General features: G+C 46.0%; 16 protein-coding genes. 7 read left to right on the top strand and 9 right to left on the bottom strand.

Annotated elements, in window-relative coordinates:
* Window positions 1–25 precede the first annotated feature (25 nt).
* The 4 genes from HPY27_RS19155 to HPY27_RS19140 all read right to left on the bottom strand — a co-directional run bounded on the left by HPY27_RS19155 (window position 26) and on the right by HPY27_RS19140 (window position 4,777).
* On the bottom strand, window positions 26–1,630 hold the full coding sequence (locus HPY27_RS19155) for a glutathione ABC transporter substrate-binding protein (RefSeq protein ID WP_174225723.1): 1,605 nt from the start codon (window positions 1,628–1,630) through the stop codon (window positions 26–28).
* Between the two features lie 521 nt (window positions 1,631–2,151).
* The gene (locus HPY27_RS19150; RefSeq protein ID WP_017251003.1) at window positions 2,152–2,784 is read right to left on the bottom strand and encodes a sterol desaturase family protein; all 633 of its coding nucleotides are present in this window, start codon (window positions 2,782–2,784) and stop codon (window positions 2,152–2,154) included.
* 25 nt (window positions 2,785–2,809) lie between these two features.
* The gene (locus HPY27_RS19145; RefSeq protein WP_174225721.1) at window positions 2,810–3,526 is read right to left on the bottom strand and encodes a GntR family transcriptional regulator; all 717 of its coding nucleotides are present in this window, start codon (window positions 3,524–3,526) and stop codon (window positions 2,810–2,812) included.
* Window positions 3,527–3,703: 177 nt separating this feature from the next.
* Entirely contained in the window at window positions 3,704–4,777 is a 1,074-nt protein-coding gene (locus tag HPY27_RS19140; protein ID WP_069845630.1) for a branched-chain amino acid aminotransferase, read from the bottom strand.
* Window positions 4,778–5,008: 231 nt separating this feature from the next.
* On the opposite strand from HPY27_RS19140, the gene HPY27_RS19135 reads away from it, so the two are divergent.
* Window positions 5,009–5,791, top strand: a complete 783-nt coding sequence (locus tag HPY27_RS19135; protein WP_174225719.1) for an SDR family oxidoreductase — start codon at window positions 5,009–5,011, stop codon at window positions 5,789–5,791.
* A gap of 50 nt (window positions 5,792–5,841) precedes the next feature.
* On the opposite strand, the gene HPY27_RS19130 is transcribed toward HPY27_RS19135, so the two are convergent.
* Window positions 5,842–7,311: an amidohydrolase family protein gene (locus tag HPY27_RS19130; RefSeq protein WP_174225716.1), complete on the bottom strand. Its 1,470-nt coding sequence runs from the start codon at window positions 7,309–7,311 to the stop codon at window positions 5,842–5,844.
* A gap of 283 nt (window positions 7,312–7,594) precedes the next feature.
* On the opposite strand from HPY27_RS19130, the gene HPY27_RS19125 reads away from it, so the two are divergent.
* Window positions 7,595–8,836: an amidohydrolase family protein gene (locus HPY27_RS19125; protein WP_173622353.1), complete on the top strand. Its 1,242-nt coding sequence runs from the start codon at window positions 7,595–7,597 to the stop codon at window positions 8,834–8,836.
* A gap of 320 nt (window positions 8,837–9,156) precedes the next feature.
* On the opposite strand, the gene pdxR is transcribed toward HPY27_RS19125, so the two are convergent.
* Window positions 9,157–10,536 carry a MocR-like pyridoxine biosynthesis transcription factor PdxR gene (gene pdxR, locus HPY27_RS19120; protein ID WP_174225714.1) on the bottom strand — a complete coding sequence of 460 codons (1,380 nt, stop codon included), beginning with the start codon at window positions 10,534–10,536 and terminating at the stop codon, window positions 9,157–9,159.
* Between the two features lie 102 nt (window positions 10,537–10,638).
* Here pdxR and HPY27_RS19115 point away from each other — a divergent pair, with 102 nt between their 5' ends.
* The 3 genes from HPY27_RS19115 to HPY27_RS19105 are packed head-to-tail and all read left to right on the top strand — an operon-like array spanning window position 10,639 to window position 12,662.
* The gene (locus HPY27_RS19115; RefSeq protein ID WP_174225713.1) at window positions 10,639–11,262 is read left to right on the top strand and encodes an FMN-binding negative transcriptional regulator; all 624 of its coding nucleotides are present in this window, start codon (window positions 10,639–10,641) and stop codon (window positions 11,260–11,262) included.
* 33 nt (window positions 11,263–11,295) lie between these two features.
* Window positions 11,296–11,934: a LysE family translocator gene (locus tag HPY27_RS19110; protein WP_174225712.1), complete on the top strand. Its 639-nt coding sequence runs from the start codon at window positions 11,296–11,298 to the stop codon at window positions 11,932–11,934.
* 17 nt (window positions 11,935–11,951) lie between these two features.
* The gene (locus HPY27_RS19105) at window positions 11,952–12,662 is read left to right on the top strand and encodes a B3/B4 domain-containing protein (RefSeq protein ID WP_173622349.1); all 711 of its coding nucleotides are present in this window, start codon (window positions 11,952–11,954) and stop codon (window positions 12,660–12,662) included.
* Window positions 12,663–12,697: 35 nt separating this feature from the next.
* Here HPY27_RS19105 and HPY27_RS19100 read toward each other — a convergent pair whose 3' ends face one another.
* The gene (locus HPY27_RS19100) at window positions 12,698–13,072 is read right to left on the bottom strand and encodes a nuclear transport factor 2 family protein (RefSeq protein ID WP_017250992.1); all 375 of its coding nucleotides are present in this window, start codon (window positions 13,070–13,072) and stop codon (window positions 12,698–12,700) included.
* Between the two features lie 154 nt (window positions 13,073–13,226).
* Between HPY27_RS19100 and HPY27_RS19095 the strand changes: the two genes are divergently transcribed.
* Window positions 13,227–14,069 carry a DUF92 domain-containing protein gene (locus HPY27_RS19095; protein ID WP_017250991.1) on the top strand — a complete coding sequence of 281 codons (843 nt, stop codon included), beginning with the start codon at window positions 13,227–13,229 and terminating at the stop codon, window positions 14,067–14,069.
* A 52-nt stretch (window positions 14,070–14,121) separates the two neighbouring features.
* On the opposite strand, the gene HPY27_RS19090 is transcribed toward HPY27_RS19095, so the two are convergent.
* Window positions 14,122–15,342, bottom strand: a complete 1,221-nt coding sequence (locus HPY27_RS19090) for an MFS transporter (protein ID WP_017250990.1) — start codon at window positions 15,340–15,342, stop codon at window positions 14,122–14,124.
* A 133-nt stretch (window positions 15,343–15,475) separates the two neighbouring features.
* Between HPY27_RS19090 and HPY27_RS19085 the strand changes: the two genes are divergently transcribed.
* Window positions 15,476–16,360, top strand: a complete 885-nt coding sequence (locus HPY27_RS19085; RefSeq protein ID WP_174225711.1) for a LysR family transcriptional regulator — start codon at window positions 15,476–15,478, stop codon at window positions 16,358–16,360.
* Window positions 16,361–16,372: 12 nt separating this feature from the next.
* Here HPY27_RS19085 and HPY27_RS19080 read toward each other — a convergent pair whose 3' ends face one another.
* Window positions 16,373–17,755, bottom strand: coding sequence for an MFS transporter (locus HPY27_RS19080; RefSeq protein WP_017250988.1), 1,383 nt, complete (start codon window positions 17,753–17,755; stop codon window positions 16,373–16,375).
* Window positions 17,756–17,788 lie beyond the last annotated feature (33 nt).

Here is a 17,788-nt window from a genome sequence, read left to right as displayed (position 1 = left end):
TTTTTGAGAAGGTCTCAAGCTCCTGCTATTGAATCGTCACTTGGCTCACGTCAATGTACCCGGACGGACTGATATACACTCCCTGTACATTTTTCGCAATGGCCGCGAGGTTTTCACTGCTGCGGAATGGCAGCAATGGCACCTCCTCCATCTCGATTTGCTGTGCTTCTGCGTAGACTTCCTTGCGCTTCTCTGGATCTTTCTCCTTACGACCCGCTTCAATTAACGCATCGACTTTCGGATTATTATAGAAGGAATGGTTGCCTGGCACACCTGCTGACGTGCTGTGGAAGAGGTTGTACTGGTTGTAATCTGCATCCCCGGTCGCATTACCCCAGCCACTAATGAACATTTGCGCTTCACCTTTTGCCGCCAATTCCAGGTACGCACCGAACTCCATCACTTGAATCTGCAAGTCGATGCCGATTCCCTTCAGCTGGGATTGCAGCACTTCTGCCACATTGATCCGTGCCTTGTTGTCATTGAGATAGATCGTTGCCTTGAATCCGTTGGCGTAGCCTGCTTCGGTGAGCAATTGCTTCGCTTTGTTCAAATCGTATTCCGGCGTTTTAATATTTGGGCTGTAGCCGATGACTTTTGGCCCTAATGACGAGATGGCTACTTTTCCGACATTGTTATAAACCCCTTTAATAATCGCTTCCTTATCGATCGCATGGGCAATGGCCTGACGGACGCGAACATCGTCAAAAGGCTTTTGCTTGACGTTCATCCCGATGTGGTCAACTGCGAATGATTCGAACCGGCCTAAAGACATGCTCTGCGAGTTCTGTACCCTTTCCAGTTCAGTGACCGGTAGTTGTTCTGCGACATGAGCTTCACCTGTCTCCACCATGGCTACACGTGTCGCATCCTCAGGAATGGTCTTGAAAACGACTTTTTCTAGCTTCGGTTGGTTGCCCCAATACTTCTCGTTTTTCACCATGACGATTTCTTGTCCAGGCGTCCATGATTCAAAGATGAACGGCCCCGTTCCTACTGGTTTCTTGGACAACTCTTTGCCAAATTCCTTCATCGCCTTCGGACTGATGATGCCACCCTCTGCACTCGCTAGTACGGACAAGAGCCCTGCGAACGGATAATGTAAAATAATATCTACCTTCAATGGATCGATGACCTTCACTTCTTTAATCATGCCAAACATGTTTGCTTTCGGAGTCGGATTGTCTTTGTCCAAAATACGGTCGATTGTCTTTTTCACAGCTTCCGCATTGAAGGGTTCCCCATCATGGAAGGTAACACCGTCACGCAGTGTAAATTCCCAGGTAACATCGTCTTTTTGCTTCCATTCCTTTGCCAAAAGAGGTTTGTACTCACTATTCCGATCCATCATGACCAGACCTTCATAGAGCTTGTGCTGCGTCACTGCCATGGAATTAATCTGGGTACTGAAATGCGGGTCCAGATTATTCGCATCGGACAAGCGCGCAATAATCAAGGTACCGCCTCCACCCGCTGCGGCCGATGAAGACGCGGGGCTAGTCGAAGCTTGATTGGAGTTGGACGCGGAATTCGTCCCACTGGATGTCTGACCGCCACCACAGCCTGCCAAAACTGTGGAAAGCAAGACAGACAGGGCAAGAATAGATCCTAGCATGTGCTTCTTCTTCACTGTGAATGCCCCCTTATTCTGGATGATAGAATGAAAAGAATATGACATGACTAAATATTACTAATTTTCTTACTATTAATCTTTTCATTATCTTTACCTTTCTTTTCATTTTCTTTACCATGTGGTTTTTGAATGTTCAAAATAACTCTATTGAAGCTAGCTACATAATGGAGGAGAAGAAAAAGCACAGGTCTCTTCGACTCTGACATGCCCGCAAGGGGGATTCACTGGCCGTCTCCACTTTAAAAAGGGGCCCGTCGAGCCAAAGCCACCCTACGGGCGGACGTTTCTCAAAGAAGAAGTGTTCGACAAGCGTGGTCCCCTTTTTTAAGTTCCGACTGGGTAGGCATTGTCAAGGTCTGCGAGCCCTGTGCTTTTTCTTCTCACTAGCTTTGGCGGTTTTCGATACCTTCTAAAACTTAGAAAGAAAAAACCCATCCCTCAAAAAAGGGTGGGCGTGCAAAAGATGATGGAATGTGCTCTTCTATACGAATACAAATGACGGGCAAAGAAAAGAACATTTACAGTTCAACATCTTTGTCCCAGCGTCTTTCCAGATCCCTCACCGTCGAACTTTTCTCGACATCCTGTTCATTCTTGTAAGTTCCCAGGATGACGTCAAAAACAGGGCTGGTAACACCGTACCAATAATGTTCATTTTTGAAGTGATGCCATAGATGGAGCTTTTTCATCCAGCGCCCCCATGGAGATATGGGTTGAACCGGTCGATGGGCGATATAGTGCTTCCATTCATAAAATAGCAGAAATCCTATCACGCCTGTAACAAAGGCATTGGTCACAATCAAGTCGGAAGTAAGCAGAAAACAAATGGCTCCGGTTCCTACAATGAGCGGCAAGCTATACCACACGGGCAAGAACAACAGGTGCAAGTTGTTCGGATCGGCATGATGATCGTAATGTAAGCGCTTTAACAATTGGAGAAAAAATGGATTTCGAGGCGGTTTGAGGTGAAAGAGAAATCGATGAATCAAGTATTCGCTTGCCGCATATCCAATCATTCCCGCCACAAGTGCCACCCATGTTTCCAACACGTACCATTCAGAAATAGTGAAAGACAAGCTAATCAGGAATAGGATGCTCATGATGAGGATATCTGGAAACGTAAAGAATTCTTTCAGAAACTTTGCCTTCAACAGAACGCCCTCCTCTTGTGTTCCTTCACTTACCTTGTTCCATCACGGTTCGGTTTCTCCACAGCTCCAAACTTTTTTCCATTGCCTTTTTGGCTACACGCTCTGCTTCGATGAAATCTCCCTGTAAAGCGACGTTCAACAGTTCATGGTAATAGTGCCAAGATGCCTCGCGGTGTTCTGGGATAGAAAAATACTTTCGCGCCATATTTAGGTAAAAGGAATCAAAACTGTTTACAATCAGTAAATAGATAGGATTTGGGGAAAGTCTCGTCAGCTTTTTCTGCAGCTCCCAGTCAAACGCTGCATAAGAATCAGCATCAGGTTTCAGTTGATCAAGATTGGCAAGCAATGCGACTACCTTCGGCTGATGAGCAGCAACTGCGTTACGAATGTAAACAGGCGCCAACGATATCCGCAGTTCCAGCAAGTGCGAAATAAACTCATCTGTAACATCGTCTTGGTTTTGAATGATATGGACAAGGGTCATTATATTGCCTTGATGCCAATAATCGTTGACAATTGCCGGATGTCCTTTCCGCACAGTGATCCAGCCATCTCTTTCCAAGCGTTGCAGTGCTTCTCTAACGGTTGGCCGACCTACCCCGTAGTATTCTGCCAACTCCCGTTCCGGCCGCAGCGTACCTCCTGTAGGATACTCTCGAGTCAAAATTGCCTTGATTAATTTCATCTCAATTTGATCCGACGAGCGTTCTTTCTTTCCCCCTTTTTTCTTCGCTGTCATTGTCGCCTCCCTGTAATGATGGTCCTACAACCACTTTTCATGGTATTACCACAAATGGTAGTATTTTACACTCTTCCCTGTCAAGAGATGAAGTGATTGAACTTTCCTACACGATCAAAAAAGGCATAGCCCTCTTCTGATAAAGAGAAGGCTATGCCTCTTGTGTTACTGGCGTGATTATTCTGTCACTTCTACCGACCAGCCAAACTTGTCTTCACGCTCACCGTACTGGATTCCTGTCATCTCATCGTACAGTCTCGTTGTCAATTCCCCGGTTTTTTCACCGTTAATGATCATCTGATGTCCGTTCCAGTTCAGATCACCGACTGGGGAAATAACAGCCGCTGTTCCGGTACCGAATGCTTCTTCCAGCTCACCGTTGACGTAAGCGGTATGCAGGTCTTCCATAGAAATCCGTTTCTCTACGACTGGAATTCCCCAGTCCTTAAGCAATTGGATGGTCGAATCTCTCGTGATACCCTCGAGAATACTGCCGTTCAATGCTGGGGTCCACACTTCCCCTTTTACCTTGAAGAACACGTTCATACTGCCTACTTCTTCAATATATTTATTCTCTACACCATCGAGCCACAGCACTTGCTCATAGCCTTTTTCTTTTGCTTCTACTTGTGCTTTCAGACCGCCTGCGTAGTTACCTGCCACTTTTGCGTTTCCTGTTCCCCCTCTTACCGCACGAACGTAGTTGTTTTCTACGTAAATTTTCACAGGCTTCATGCCACCCGCATAGTACGCTCCAACTGGCGACAACACGATCACCAATTTGTACGTATGCGAAGCGCGCACACCAAAGCATGGCTCTGTCGCAATTACGAAGGGACGAATGTAGAGAGACTGTCCGCTTTCTGTTGGAATCCATTCTTTATCTACCGCTACCAGCTGTTTCAATGCCTCGACCATGAAATCCTCGTCGATCAACGGCATGCTCATACGCTCCAGTGAACGGTTCATACGCTTGAAATTTTGATCAGGTCGGAACAAGCTAACCTTGCCCTCTTCATTACGATAAGCTTTTAAGCCCTCAAATACAGCTTGCCCGTAATGGAAAACCATTGCTGCCGGGTCCAATGTCAGCGGAGAGTATGGGACGATTTGTGGATCATGCCATCCTTTACCTTCTGTATAATCCATGGTGAACATATGATCGGTAAAATGAACACCGAACCCCAGCTTGTCAGAAGCTGGTTTCTCTTTTTTCTGTTCTGTCCGGGTAATTGTTAACTGACACTCCATCTTCTACATCTCCCTTAGTATTAAATCCACTATTTGAACAACTTCCTATATATACAAAATAGCAACAATTTTGCATGATTTCCAGCGTAAGTTTCTGCTACCCCTACAATTTATGGTTATTTAGCGAAAACTTCGCAAAATTTTCGTGATCGATTTTTTTCTTCGTAGGCAGGATGAAAGGAATAGGTACCCCGAAAAGAATGGATAGGGACAGAATGAGGAGGGATATGTATGACCACACATCTTCGCTTACACGGAAAAATTGCCATCGTAACAGGAGCCAGCCGCCTTCAAGGGATTGGGGCTGCTATCTGCAAAATGCTGGCCTCACACGGCGCCGATATTTTCCATACGTATTGGACCGCCTATGACCAATCCATGGCGCATGGGATTCAAAAGGATGAACCCGCCATCTTGCAGGAAGAGATCAGACGCTACGGAGTCAGATGTGCGGGAATCGAGATCGACCTGTCACTGCCTGATGCCCACAAGAAGGTGCTCGACGCAGCTACAGCACAACTGGGCGAACCAAGCATCCTCGTCAACAACGCTTGCTACTCCACAAGTGACGGCTACGAGGCACTGGATATCGCTAGTTTGGACGCACATTATGCCATCAATGTGCGGGCAACCACAATGCTCAGTGTGGAATTTGCACGTCGCTTCTCTCAACAACGCGGAGGCCGAATCATCAACATGACATCTGGTCAGTCCAAAGGCGCGATGGTCGGTGAGATCGCGTATGCCGCAACAAAAGGAGCCGTGGATGCCCTGACGACGACACTTGCTGCCGAAGTAGCTACGCGAGGGATTACGGTCAACGCTGTAAATCCCGGGCCTACCGACTCAGGCTGGATGAACGACGAAATCAAGCAAAACATTTTGCAACGATTTCCTTTGGGACGGATTGGACAGCCCGAGGATGCAGCGCGTCTTGTCGCTTTTCTGGCAAGTGACGAAGCGGAGTGGATTACCGGACAGATTCTTCATTCCGAAGGCGGGTTCATCCGGTAAGTGAAAAAAGCACAATCCGCCGTTTCTAGCAGATTGTGCTTCTGTTCAGGCTATCGTTTGCTCACGATTGGGAAAGAAGGCTTGAACAGCTCTTTTTCGCCCAGCTGTTGATAGTCGCGCTCGACGTAGCCCAGACGCATTTTGTCAAAGTAGCGCTGTCCCTTTGCTTTGATCTCTTCCAGATCAACTCCTGGCAAGAGGCGGTCTTTCATTACGGTGCGTCCAGCGATGATGGAGAGCTTCACATCACGACCTGAGCCACACGTGATAATCGTACGGATTGGATCATCAACCGCACCCATGTGGAAACCGTCCAAATCGATGGCAATGATATCTGCTTTTGCCCCCGGCGCTAATCGGCCCAGATCATCTCTGCCGAGGAAACGTGCTCCGCCCAATGTCGCTGCACGGTAAATATCCGCATAGCTGGAATCTGCGACATCGCCTTCCACCAAGCGGGAAAGCATGCTGGCTGTGCGAATGTTTTGGATGAAATCAGGCGGGAACGTATCGGTTCCAATCGCGATGTTGACGCCACGACGCTTGTAACGGGCAAACGATTCGAGTGCCTCGCCATGACGACTAACTACAAGCGGGCAGTGAATCACGGTCGTACCTGTCTCTTGTAGGATCGCCAAATCGTCTCCCTCTCCGAATTTCGCTTTACTAAAGCCTGGAATGAAATGTGCGTGCGGAATTGCCGTTTTCTTTCCAAGGAAGCCGATCTTATTCAGGAACTGAATCGGTGATTGGTTGTGACGACGATGGATTTCCGTATATTCATAGAGACCTTGTGCAGCATGCAGACGGATAGGACATCCGAGCTCCTCGCTGTAGCGCTTTGTGTTGATCAAGTTCTCTACAGACTGTGACTCGATTCGCTCTGGCGCCAGCATTCCACGGATGAGTCCGTTGTGAGCCCCATCGAAATCTTTGACAAATTGTACAGCTCGCTCCAGACCTGCTTGTCCTTCTGCTTCGTTCCACAGTACTTCGATCTCTCCATTTGCCTTCACGACACGCATGCCGGATTGATAGCTCGGCCCCATGTACATACGCAATCCCAAGCGTCCTGCATGATCGGCTGCGGCTGCCAGCTCCTCATACGTTTCCGCCCAGCGCTTGTAGAAGACCGATGTAATCGGCATCGCTGTCGTTACCCCGTTTAGAATCAATTGGCTGTAAGCGTAAAGAGATTTGAACGCCTCTTCCTCAGGGGTCATTACCTCATGGTAGCCTTTGCGGTAGTAGTCTTCTGACCAAAGCATGTTTTTGTTTCTAGCAGAAGCTTGCTCCAGATGTACGATGTCGTGATCAATGTCCCCCAACGCATTCAGGTCAATGAAGCCCGGACTGACTACTGCATTGCCAGCATCGATCACTTCATCTACCTCGCCATCAAAATGGTGCCCCACATACACAATGGTGTCATTCTCGTAAACGACTTCCCCATCTGTGATAATCACATGATCTTCGCCGTCAAAACCGATGACATATTTTGCGGTTATTTTCTTTTTCATGATGATCCTCCCTACTCTTTCTCGTTCCGGCCTTTTCACTCCATTGTATCCTTCGTTATTATAGGAAATATTCTGTAAAATTTGTTTCAAAACTTTTACGTGTATTTGCACAATCTTTACTCCTTTTCGAAAACAGGCAAGATTCCAAGCAATACGTAAAAATCATGCAAAAACTAGTAAAAAAGATGAACAACCTTGTTCGAAATATTCACTACAATTAACATAGACAGCTAGACTGGACTCTCATCCACTACATGCAATATAGAGAAAGGGCTGATTTCTAGTGATGCAAGCTTTTTGGTTAACCAACGTTCGTCTCGATAAAGGATTTGAAACAGGTGACGACGGCGTCTTTCACACAATCTCAGAAATCTGTCATTTGAAGATCGAAGACGGCAAAATCGCAGAGATCGTATCGGCGAGCGAACCACTCGACACCACTTTACCGCAAGAAGATGCAAAAGGTTTATTGGCCCTCCCCTCTTTTGTCGAGAAGCATAACCATCTGGATAAAACGTATGCGGGCGCAACCTGGAAATCTTGCCTCCCTCCGAAAAAATTGATCGATCGCTTGGAGTTCGAAGCAAAAGAAATGCCGCTGATGACTGGGACGACCAAAGAACGCGCACAAGCAATGCTCCAGTGGCATATCAAAGGCGGTGCCACACATGTGCGCACACACGTCAACATCGATCCATACATCGGGCTGAAAAACCTGGAGGGTGTGCGTGCAGCCCTGGAAGAGTACAGCGATCGTCTGACGTATGAAATCGTCGCTTTCCCGCAGCAGGGGCTCCTGCGCACACAAGCAAGCTCCTTGATGAGACAAGCGATGAAGGAAGGCGCTACATTGGTTGGGGGATTGGACCCGGCTGGGATTGACAATGAATTGGAAGGCTCCTTGCGTGAAATGATGGACATTGCGGTGGAAGCAGATGCGGATGTCGATATTCACCTGCATGATCCGGGGACACTCGGCTTCTATACGATCAAAAGACTGCTCGATTTGACTGAAGAAGCTGGCTGGCAGAACCGTATGGCGATCAGTCATGCCTTTGCGCTCGGAGACGTGTCGATGGAGGAAAGCTCGGACATGGCAGACCGATTGTCCCAGCTGGGAACGATGATTATGACAACAGTTCCGATTAATCGTGCCATGCCACCTGTTCCGATGCTTCATGCCAAAGGCGTACATGTCGCACTTGGTTACGATGGATTCTACGATTCGTGGTCGCCATATGGAACAGGCGATATGCTGGATAAGCTAAACCGTCTGGTCGAGCGCTACCGTTGGGTCGATGAGAAATCATTGGTGCAATCGTTGTACTTCATCACCGGAGGAAAAACAACGCTCGATAAAGATGGCAACCGTGCATGGCCAATGATTGGCGACGATGCAAGCATCGTGTTTGCAGAAAGCTCCTGCTCTGCGGAAGCGATTGCGAGAAAATCTCGTCGGGCTGCTGTTATGTTTAAAGGGAACATTGTGCATGGTGCTTTGGAGAGAATGGAAGAAACAAAGTAGTCATGTGGATACGAAGGCTTCGCTGATTTTTCAGTGAAGCCTTTATTGTTTTGGTCTAAATCGAGCCTTTGGTGGTGGGGAGAAAAAAGAAGAAAACGCTCAAGTTCTTGGGCTACTTCCTAAGGGGTCATCCCTGCCCAGCTCCATGAAAAAAAGAAACCCGCGTCCAAAGTCGCGCCTCTGCGAAGTATTTCAGAGGTGGACGCTAAAGGCAGGTTTCTTTTTTTCCATTGCGCTTCGGTTGGTATCCCAAAGGCTTTCGCTTATTTCTTCTTTTTTCTCTTACCAGCTTAGGTGTTTGTCCCCGCTTAAAAGCTTTTTTATAACCAAGCCTTTTTTAAGAGCTTTACACCACGTTGGATTTCATCACTTGATAAATTACTGAAGCCAAGTTTAATGATTGGTTCATCGGTTTTGTTTTTAATGAAGAAGAGTGAAGTAGGATAGACTTTCACTCCCTGAAGGGAAGCTTGTTGAATGAGCCATTCTTCTGAACGCTCCACGTGTACTTTGACTAATAAGTACAATCCAGACTGCTCGCCAATGATAGAAATATGTTGTTTGAAATGCTTCCTTAATTCACAAACGAAGTGCTGCATTTTTCGTTTATAAACAAGGCGCATGCGTTTAATATGGCGATTCCATTCCCCTTCTTCCATAAATTTCGCCATTGCGAATTGGCTAAGTAGTGAAGTGGTGCTCTCGAAATGTGCGAATTGATTTTTATAAAGGTTGATAAGCGGCTGTGGCAACACCATATAACTTAAACGAATTCCTGGCAGAAAGCACTTCGAGAAATTCCCGAGATAAATCACCCTCGTTGAATCGATGGAAGCGAGAGCCGGAAATGGTTGTTGAGTATAGCGATATTCACTATCATAATCGTCTTCGATAATATATCCTTGCCTATTTTTTGCCCAATGGATAAGGGTATGCCTTTGTTGAATGGACATGCTTACCCCATATGGACTGTGATGGGACGGCGCCACATAAATCAATCGTGATTTCATTTGTTCCAAGTGTGAGAAATCAGCACCTGTCTCATAAACGGGTACTGTTTCCAGTGCAAAACTATTTAATTGAAAAGCTCCCCTAGCGCCATCATAACCAGGATCCTCCACAATCACGCTAGAAAAATCATGTTTCAGGACAAGACCGAGATACACAAGCATTTGTTGGGTACTACTTCCGATAATAATTGCATCTGGTTCTGTTTTCACTCCACGAGACTGGAGTAAATATGCTGCGATTTGCTCACGTAAGCTCCATTCACCAAAAGGTTCCCCGTACCGAAAACTGTCCTTTGCCGTTAATACTTGATTCGAAATCCTCCGCCATGTTTTTAAAGGGAAATGCGATTGATCGACGACGTCTGCGCGAAAATCTATACGAACAGGTGATACCTGCTCTGTTTGTTTGTGAGTAAAAGAACGGCGAGCCTCTTGAAATAAAACAGGCTCTAACTCATTTACAAAATAACCTTTTCGGCCCTCTCCACGAATATATCCTTCCGCAACAAGTTGTTCATACGCCATTAATGTTGTATTACGGCTTACATGTAAGGAATCTGCAAGTTGACGAATGGAGGGCAATAGCTCATCCGCCTTTATATCGCCTTGTTCAATAAATGATTTAAATTTCTCATAGATTTGTTTGTATTTAGGAGAATGATCTTTGAATGTAAAAATGGTATTTTTCATTACCACCCCTCCTGACATGTATATTTATTTGTTATTGTATCTTTTTTTATGTCAGTTTGTATCATACGCTTGGTTCAAATACACGTTGAAAGGGTGGTTACTGTGTACATTCCTAAGCAATATCAGATGAAACATGATGAGGCAGTTCAAATGATGAAGTCTAACCCGTTTGCTTTATTGATTACGGTTGATCAACACCGCCCGTTGGCTACGCACATTCCGTTGGAAATTCGTGAAGAGGAAGGGAAAATCTATGCGACTGGGCACATCGCATACGGAAACATGCAGAAGAAAACCTTGGATAACGATAGGGATGTTTTGCTTATTTTTCAAGGACCGCACGCTTATATTTCGTCAAGCTGGTATGAGAGTGAACAGGTTCCCACATGGGACTATCTCGCTGTACATGCGTATGGGACAGCGCGTATCCTTACGAAGGATGAACTGAAATCTGCTTTGGATTCGATGCTTACCCACTATGAATCTCACCGGGAAAATGGTCGGCTCTGGGAGACGTTTGATCCTGAGCTGCTTGAGAGAGAAATGAAAGGAATCGTTGGTTTTGAGATTGAAATCACCTCTATTCAAGGGGCAGCCAAAATGAGCCAAAATCGCAACAACACCGATTATCAATCGATTGTGGCAGAGCTTGAAAAATCAAATGAACAAGGGGAAATTCAGGTTGCTCAGTGGATGCGTGGGCAACGGAAAGAGTTATTTAAATGATCAGCCTATAGATACAACAAGGAGTTGCTTCTTATGGAATTTTCAACTATTTGGCTATTTGTCATTGCCGCTTCTACATTGTTAATCATACCTGGACCAGCCGTGTTCTATATTATGGCTAGAAGTATCGATCAAGGGAAGAAAGCGGGTCTGGTATCAGTTCTAGGAGTGTCTCTTGGTGGTTCTGTTCACGTTTTAGCTGGAGCAATTGGAGTTTCTGCGATCCTTATGACATCAACAACAGCCTTTCATATCGTGAAATACTTGGGTGCTGCTTATCTTATCTATCTGGGGTGTAAGACTTTATTTTCTAAAGCTGATAGAACAGATTCCGAAATTCCAAAAGCCCCTCGCAAAAAATTACGAAAGATATTTTACGAATCAGCGCTTGTAGAGGTAATGAATCCTAAGACAGCCCTCTTCTTTTTAGCCTTCTTTCCGCAATTCATATCACCTACTGCTGGGTCAGTCACCGTTCAATTTTTGCTTTTAGGAACGATATTTATTATCCTAGCTTTTGTTAGCGATGGTCTGTATGCCGTTCTCGCAGCAAGTATGAGAAAGCGGATTGTGAGTAGTACGGCGAGTTCAAAGGTAGTGAATCAGATAACTGGTTATTTTTATATTGCGCTAGGGATTTTCTCCGCCTTTGCGAGCCCCTCCAAAACATAAGAATGGAGAGATAGGATATGCCTAGATTTATCATTGAAGATGATTTTTGGTCGTTATTTCCGCATGCGAAAATAGGTATCGTGATTTGCCAGGGAATTGATAATTCAATGAGGGACGTTGAAATCTACGAAAAGCTGCTAAAGGAAGCCGAGAAAGACGCGCATAAATTCTTAAGTCTAGAGGAATTCAGTAGTAATCCTGTCATTTCCGTTTGGCGAGAAGCTTTTCAGAAATTCAAGACAAAGAAAGGCGCAAGGTGTTCGATTGAAGCTTTATTAAAAAGAGTCAAAAATGGCAACCCCATCGGAACAATAAACCCGCTTGTTGACATCTATAATTCCATTTCATTGCGTTATGGACTTCCGTGTGGTGGAGAAGATATCGACACTTTTGTAGGCGATATTCGCCTGACGCAGGCAAATGGCAACGAACCGTTTCTCCCATTGGGACAGGATGAAAATGCTCCGCCCTATGAAGGGGAAATTGTTTATAAAGATGATGACGGTGCCATATGCAGATGCTGGAATTGGCGTGAAGCTCAGAGGACAATGCTAACAGAAAACACGAAAAATGCATTCCTCTGTATTGAATTAATAGATGAATCAAGAAGTGATGAATTCCATATGGCGCTAAAAGAATTGTCTGATTTAGTGCCACATCATCTTGGTGGTATGGTGAAGATGGAAGTGTTAGATATCAATCAGAAGGAAATGACCATCTTTGAGTAAGGTCAAACGGTAGCCAAATGCATTGGCTGCCGTTCTTAAAACATTCCATTCTCATTGGGGGAATCATCCGGTATGGCCTGGCCTACATCCCAGAATTCGACGATCTGGTCGTTATGAAAACGGAAGATATGGACCACAGCTCCCCCAAGATCCTCTTGGTTTTGCTTCACATGGGAATGGACCGCAACGATATCCCCCTCTTCAATGGACCGTTTCACTTCGAGAATCTTATGAGGATTCTTTGCGGCGTTCTCTTCCATTGCGAGCATAAGAGAATGAGCATCGCCACGGAAAAAGGGATTATGATGGTGGAAATTCGGACCTGTGTATCTTTGGTATGCTTCTCGCACATTCCCCGACGCTACCAGTTGCAAAAACGACACCGCATTCTCTTTGAGAGAAGTCTTCATAACAAATCACCCTTTCTCTAAATAAGATACCTGATCGTACAACACGTCTATCTATGCCCAACTTTTTGCATGTTGTAACGTTCTAGCAATAAACTCCCTCATTTTGCCTGCTGCGTTGAGGTATAATAGTTCAAAGCAAAGGGGGCGGGAACCTGTGGAGTGGTTAATCGGTCTGGCCTGTAGCGCTGGGATTGCGGGGGCGGCTTATGTAAAACGGTCGCTGTCCGGCTCCGGCTTTTTGGCGGCAGTGATACTGGGCACCGTGATGTACGCACTCGGTAGCCCTATCTGGTTCGGCTCTCTCATCGCTTTTTTTGTCTCGTCCACCTTATTGTCCAAGTGGAAAAAGCATAAAAAGCAAGAGGCCGAGAGCGGTTATGAGAAAACAGGGAGACGCGATGCCGGCCAGGTGCTAGCAAACGGCGGGCTCGGACTCCTGATATGTGTAGCAAATTGGGCGTGGCCGCATCCGCTTTGGTGGTACGCGTTCCTCGGCGTGATGGCGGCGGTCACAGCCGATACATGGGCAACAGAAATCGGCGGTTTAAGCCGCAAGCCTCCGCGATCGATCAAGACGGGTCAGCGTGTTCCACCCGGCACTTCTGGCGGTATTTCTGGCCTGGGCATGGGTGCTTCGCTGGCTGGTGGCCTATTTATCGGCGGTGCAGCGTGGTTGCTGCTTGCGCTACCCAGCCAAACCGCGCCGGATGTGATCACCCCTCCCCTTAGACTGGTAGCTTGGATCGGCATAGCAGGACTAGCGGGCATGATAGGGTCACTGGTTGATTCATGGATCGGTGCGACTTGGCAGCAAATGTACCGTTGCGGCGCTTGCGGTCGTGAAATCGAGCAGGCTCGTCACTGCGGCAAGCCATCCGTGCGAATCCGCGGTCGCGCTGGTTGGAACAACGATGCCGTCAATGTCGCTGGATCGCTTACAGGTGGTGCTTTCGCCGTCTTATTGGCGCTGGCAATCGGCTTATCTTTTGACCTATAAAGAAACGGAAAGACTTCGTATCACAAAAACGATACTGAGTTTTTCCGTTTCTTTATTTTGGGGCACATGTGTTGGCTATTTTCGTCACTTTCTTCGCATTGTGTACCATTTTTGAGACGCACGCCCAAAGTATGAAGCCAACTAGGAGAAAGCCGACATTCATGCTGATGACGCCTCCCCATCCGTATGCGGACCAAAACAATCCTCCGAGTGTTCCTCCTACACTTGAACCCGTATAGTAGAAAAACAAGTACAAGGAAGAGGCCTGTGCTTTGTTCTGTAAAGCAAGCTGTCCCACCCAGCTGCTTGCAACGGCATGAGCTCCAAAAAATCCAAAAGTAAAAAACCCAAGCCCTACTATCTTCATAAGGAGATTCGCTTCCCAGGTCAAACAGACGCCGATTAATGCAAGGAATAAGCTAATGAATAACAGCCTTTGCTTACCGTGACGATCGATTAATTTTCCTGTCCAGACAGAGCTGAACATTCCGATGATCATAATTAAAAACGTCCAGCTTATAAAGGTTTGGCTGAGTGAATAGGGTTTTTCGAGCAATACATAACCGATGTAATTGAACAACGCTACATTACTACCTAAAAGTAAAAAGCCGATGACAAATAAACAAATGAGACGTGGAGCCTTTAGATGGTCTATTAAAGACAGACCTAACTTTCTAATGACGAATGGGCGTGCTTTGAAATGTTGTGAAGGTGGTAAGGTGTTCCAAAAAATCAGTGTGGCAGCTAAACTTATGAGACCAATTCCCCCTATTGCGATCTGCCAGCCGAAGTAGTCACTCATCATTCCTGAGAAAACCCTGCCAAACACAGCCCCAATTGAATTGCCGCATATATAGAGACCCATAGCCGCTCCCAGACTTTTGGATTCGATTTCTTCTCCAAGATACGCCATCGCTATGGAGGGTAAACCGGCCAATGAAATTCCTTCAATCGTTCGAAATACGAGGAGAACATGAAAATTCGAACTGAATGCTGTGAGAATACAAAACACAGAGGAAGCGAGCATGGAAACGATCATGATTGGCTTGCGTCCCCATACTTCAGACAACGAACCAAAAATGAGCATACTGACGGCAAGAACCATTGTTGTAATCGAGAGGGAAAGGCTTGCTGTCGTTGGACTAACCGCAAATTCTTTTGAAAATTCCGGCAATAAAGGCTGTACGCAGTAAAGAATAGCAAACGTATTGAAACCAGCGGCAAAGAAAGCAAAGCTGGTTTTGCGGAAGAGTGGCGTGCCTTGTTGTATCATGTGATCACCATATCATTTCAGGATGATTATGGTTTCATGGTATCACCATTTATCTATGATGTATAATTCATTATAATCATGTTTTTCATGCATTTATGTAATGAAAAACCCGAACGGAAAGTGGTGCTTTCGAATGGAATGGCAACAGTTTGAATATTTTCAGACACTGGCAAGAATCCAACACGTGACACATGCTGCCAAAGCTCTCTCGATTTCCCAGTCTGCCCTCAGTCGTTCGATTGCCCGATTTGAGGATGAAGTAGGCGTGCCCTTATTTGACCGTCAGGGACGTTCGATTCGGCTCAATAAATATGGTCATCTCTTTTTAAAGCGAGTCGAAAATATGATGAAGGAATTCCATGAAGGAAAACAAGAAATCATGGATTTACTTGATCCAGATAAGGGTGAAGTGTCTCTTGGGTTTCTGCACACGTTAAGTACCAGTCGTATCCCTGATTTACTGGCTTCTTTTCGCTCCCACTACCCAAACATTCATTTTCGACTCGGACAAGGTCCCTCCCATACGCTTATGAATCAGTTGCAAGGAGGAGAATTTGATCTTTGTCTACTAGCTCCTATGGATATGAAATCTCCCTTTGTATGGAAGCCGCTTTGGAATGAAGAGCTTTTTGTGATTGTCCCGAAAGACCACAAATATGCAAATCGCACCTCGATTACGTTGGAAGAGATTGCAGATGAATCATTTATCCATTTAAAAGCAGGGTACTCCCTTCGTATTACCGTCGAGCAATTGTTTCAAGAAGCGGGCATTACACCTCCGATTACATTTGAAGGAGAGGAAGCAGATACCGTTGCAGGACTAGTCGCTGCTGGACTGGGAATCTCCCTTTTGCCCAATTTAAAGGGAACGGACCAGAGTAAGATCACACAAATCCCTGTCAAAAGCCCGAAGTGCCAACGTACCATTGGCATTGCTTGGGTAGAAGGGCGATATTTATCACCTGCCACTGAAAAATTTAAACAATTTGTGATGAATCATGCCTGCAATTTTGAATAGGGATGGGTGAACCTACGACTCCCCCCTTTGCCTTGATTCCCGTCGCCAACTCATCAGTACCAAAGACAATGCGATTGTCGTGAGGATAATGCCAAGCGCTTGCAACCCCTCGGCGCTAAACTTATCTCCCATTACAATGCCGATCAACAACGAGGAGAGAATGGTTCCCAAGTATCTGGAGGTTTGAAATAATCCGGATGCTACTCCGATGATTTCTTTTGGAGAACTTTTGAACAAGGCTGCTTGCATTCCTACATTGTTTAACCCGTTGCTAATACCGAATGCTGCTAACGCCACACATACACTAATCACATGTGAATCTTGATTGAACGTCACGAGCCACAATGACCCAAATGTCATAAGAATGGCGGATACGAGCAATGCAGGCCGAGGTCCTGATTGATCAATCCATCTTCCTGCTAGTGGAGACACCACAAGTGAGCATAAACCTAAGCTGAGCATGAGAATTCCTGTATGAAACTCGCTGACATGACGAACCATTTGCAAGTAGGACGGAAGCCCGAAAAAAAGCGAATAAAAAAGGACGTTCACGAGCATGAATTCGATATTGACCCATGTCATCGCAGGATACTTGGCGAATGTCCGTAGAGGTATAAACGGAGAAGTCGTTTTTAACTCATGTCGTACGAAAGCCCCCAGTGTAATGAGGCCGATCCCTCCAACCATGATATGCCACCATGAGACATGCCCCGATGATTTTGCTGACAGTAATCCAACGAGCGATGCAACCAGACCCACTGCGAAGAGCACGATCCCTGTTGCATCTATCAAATCCAACCATTTTCGAAAGGACATGTTATGTGCAGCAGATGCTGCCGATTCATCCTTTGGAATCATCCTCCAGGCTACTAGCAAGCTCGCCACCACGAACGGAATATTAATGAGAAAGATCGCAGACCAGTCCCAATAATGAAGCAAGACCCCGCCAACAAAAGGTCCAATCGCTGCTGCTCCGGATAGGAATATGGACAGTACGGAAAGCGCAGTCGCTTGTTTCTCCGTAATATGAATTCGTACGATAGCCATTCCAACCGCAACCATCATGCTGGTTCCGATCGATTGCACAATTCGGAACACAATGAGCCATCCAAAGTTTGGTGATAATGGAGCCAATATTGAGGCTACGAAGGATACGACAAGCCCGGTAAGAAATATCTTCTTGCGGCCGAACAAATCGCTTGCTTTTCCCATAACAGGTTGAGCGATCGCACTCGCAATGTAGAAAGAGAAAATGATCCACGAGACAACCGTGAAGTCAAGACGATACACATCTTGCAGCCTTGGAATCGCAACCGAAATCATCGAAGAATTTAATGGGTTCAATAATATCCCCAGTCCAACGGAAATCATCAACCACCTGCTGTGAGCCCCCATTTTTTAGCCCCCTTAAGCGTTCTGATGATATCG

Source organism: Brevibacillus sp. HB1.1 (assembly GCF_013332445.1).
GTDB classification, from domain to species: domain Bacteria; phylum Bacillota; class Bacilli; order Brevibacillales; family Brevibacillaceae; genus Brevibacillus; species Brevibacillus porteri.
This window is presented reverse-complemented; position numbering and strand designations above follow the sequence as displayed.

Bases quoted from the DNA above. Each gene is read 5' to 3' on its own strand.
- HPY27_RS19090 (WP_017250990.1), bottom strand. From the start codon at position 15,342: ATGATACAACAAGGCACGCCACTCTTCCGCAAAACCAGCTTTGCTTTC.
- HPY27_RS19105 (WP_173622349.1), top strand. From the start codon at position 11,952: ATGCCTAGATTTATCATTGAAGATGATTTTTGGTCGTTATTTCCGCAT.
- pdxR (WP_174225714.1), bottom strand. From the start codon at position 10,536: ATGAAAAATACCATTTTTACATTCAAAGATCATTCTCCTAAATACAAA.
- HPY27_RS19110 (WP_174225712.1), top strand. From the start codon at position 11,296: ATGGAATTTTCAACTATTTGGCTATTTGTCATTGCCGCTTCTACATTG.
- HPY27_RS19135 (WP_174225719.1), top strand. From the start codon at position 5,009: ATGACCACACATCTTCGCTTACACGGAAAAATTGCCATCGTAACAGGA.
- HPY27_RS19085 (WP_174225711.1), top strand. From the start codon at position 15,476: ATGGAATGGCAACAGTTTGAATATTTTCAGACACTGGCAAGAATCCAA.
- HPY27_RS19140 (WP_069845630.1), bottom strand. From the start codon at position 4,777: ATGGAGTGTCAGTTAACAATTACCCGGACAGAACAGAAAAAAGAGAAA.
- HPY27_RS19130 (WP_174225716.1), bottom strand. From the start codon at position 7,311: ATGAAAAAGAAAATAACCGCAAAATATGTCATCGGTTTTGACGGCGAA.
- HPY27_RS19145 (WP_174225721.1), bottom strand. From the start codon at position 3,526: ATGACAGCGAAGAAAAAAGGGGGAAAGAAAGAACGCTCGTCGGATCAA.
- HPY27_RS19080 (WP_017250988.1), bottom strand. From the start codon at position 17,755: ATGGGGGCTCACAGCAGGTGGTTGATGATTTCCGTTGGACTGGGGATA.
- HPY27_RS19100 (WP_017250992.1), bottom strand. From the start codon at position 13,072: ATGAAGACTTCTCTCAAAGAGAATGCGGTGTCGTTTTTGCAACTGGTA.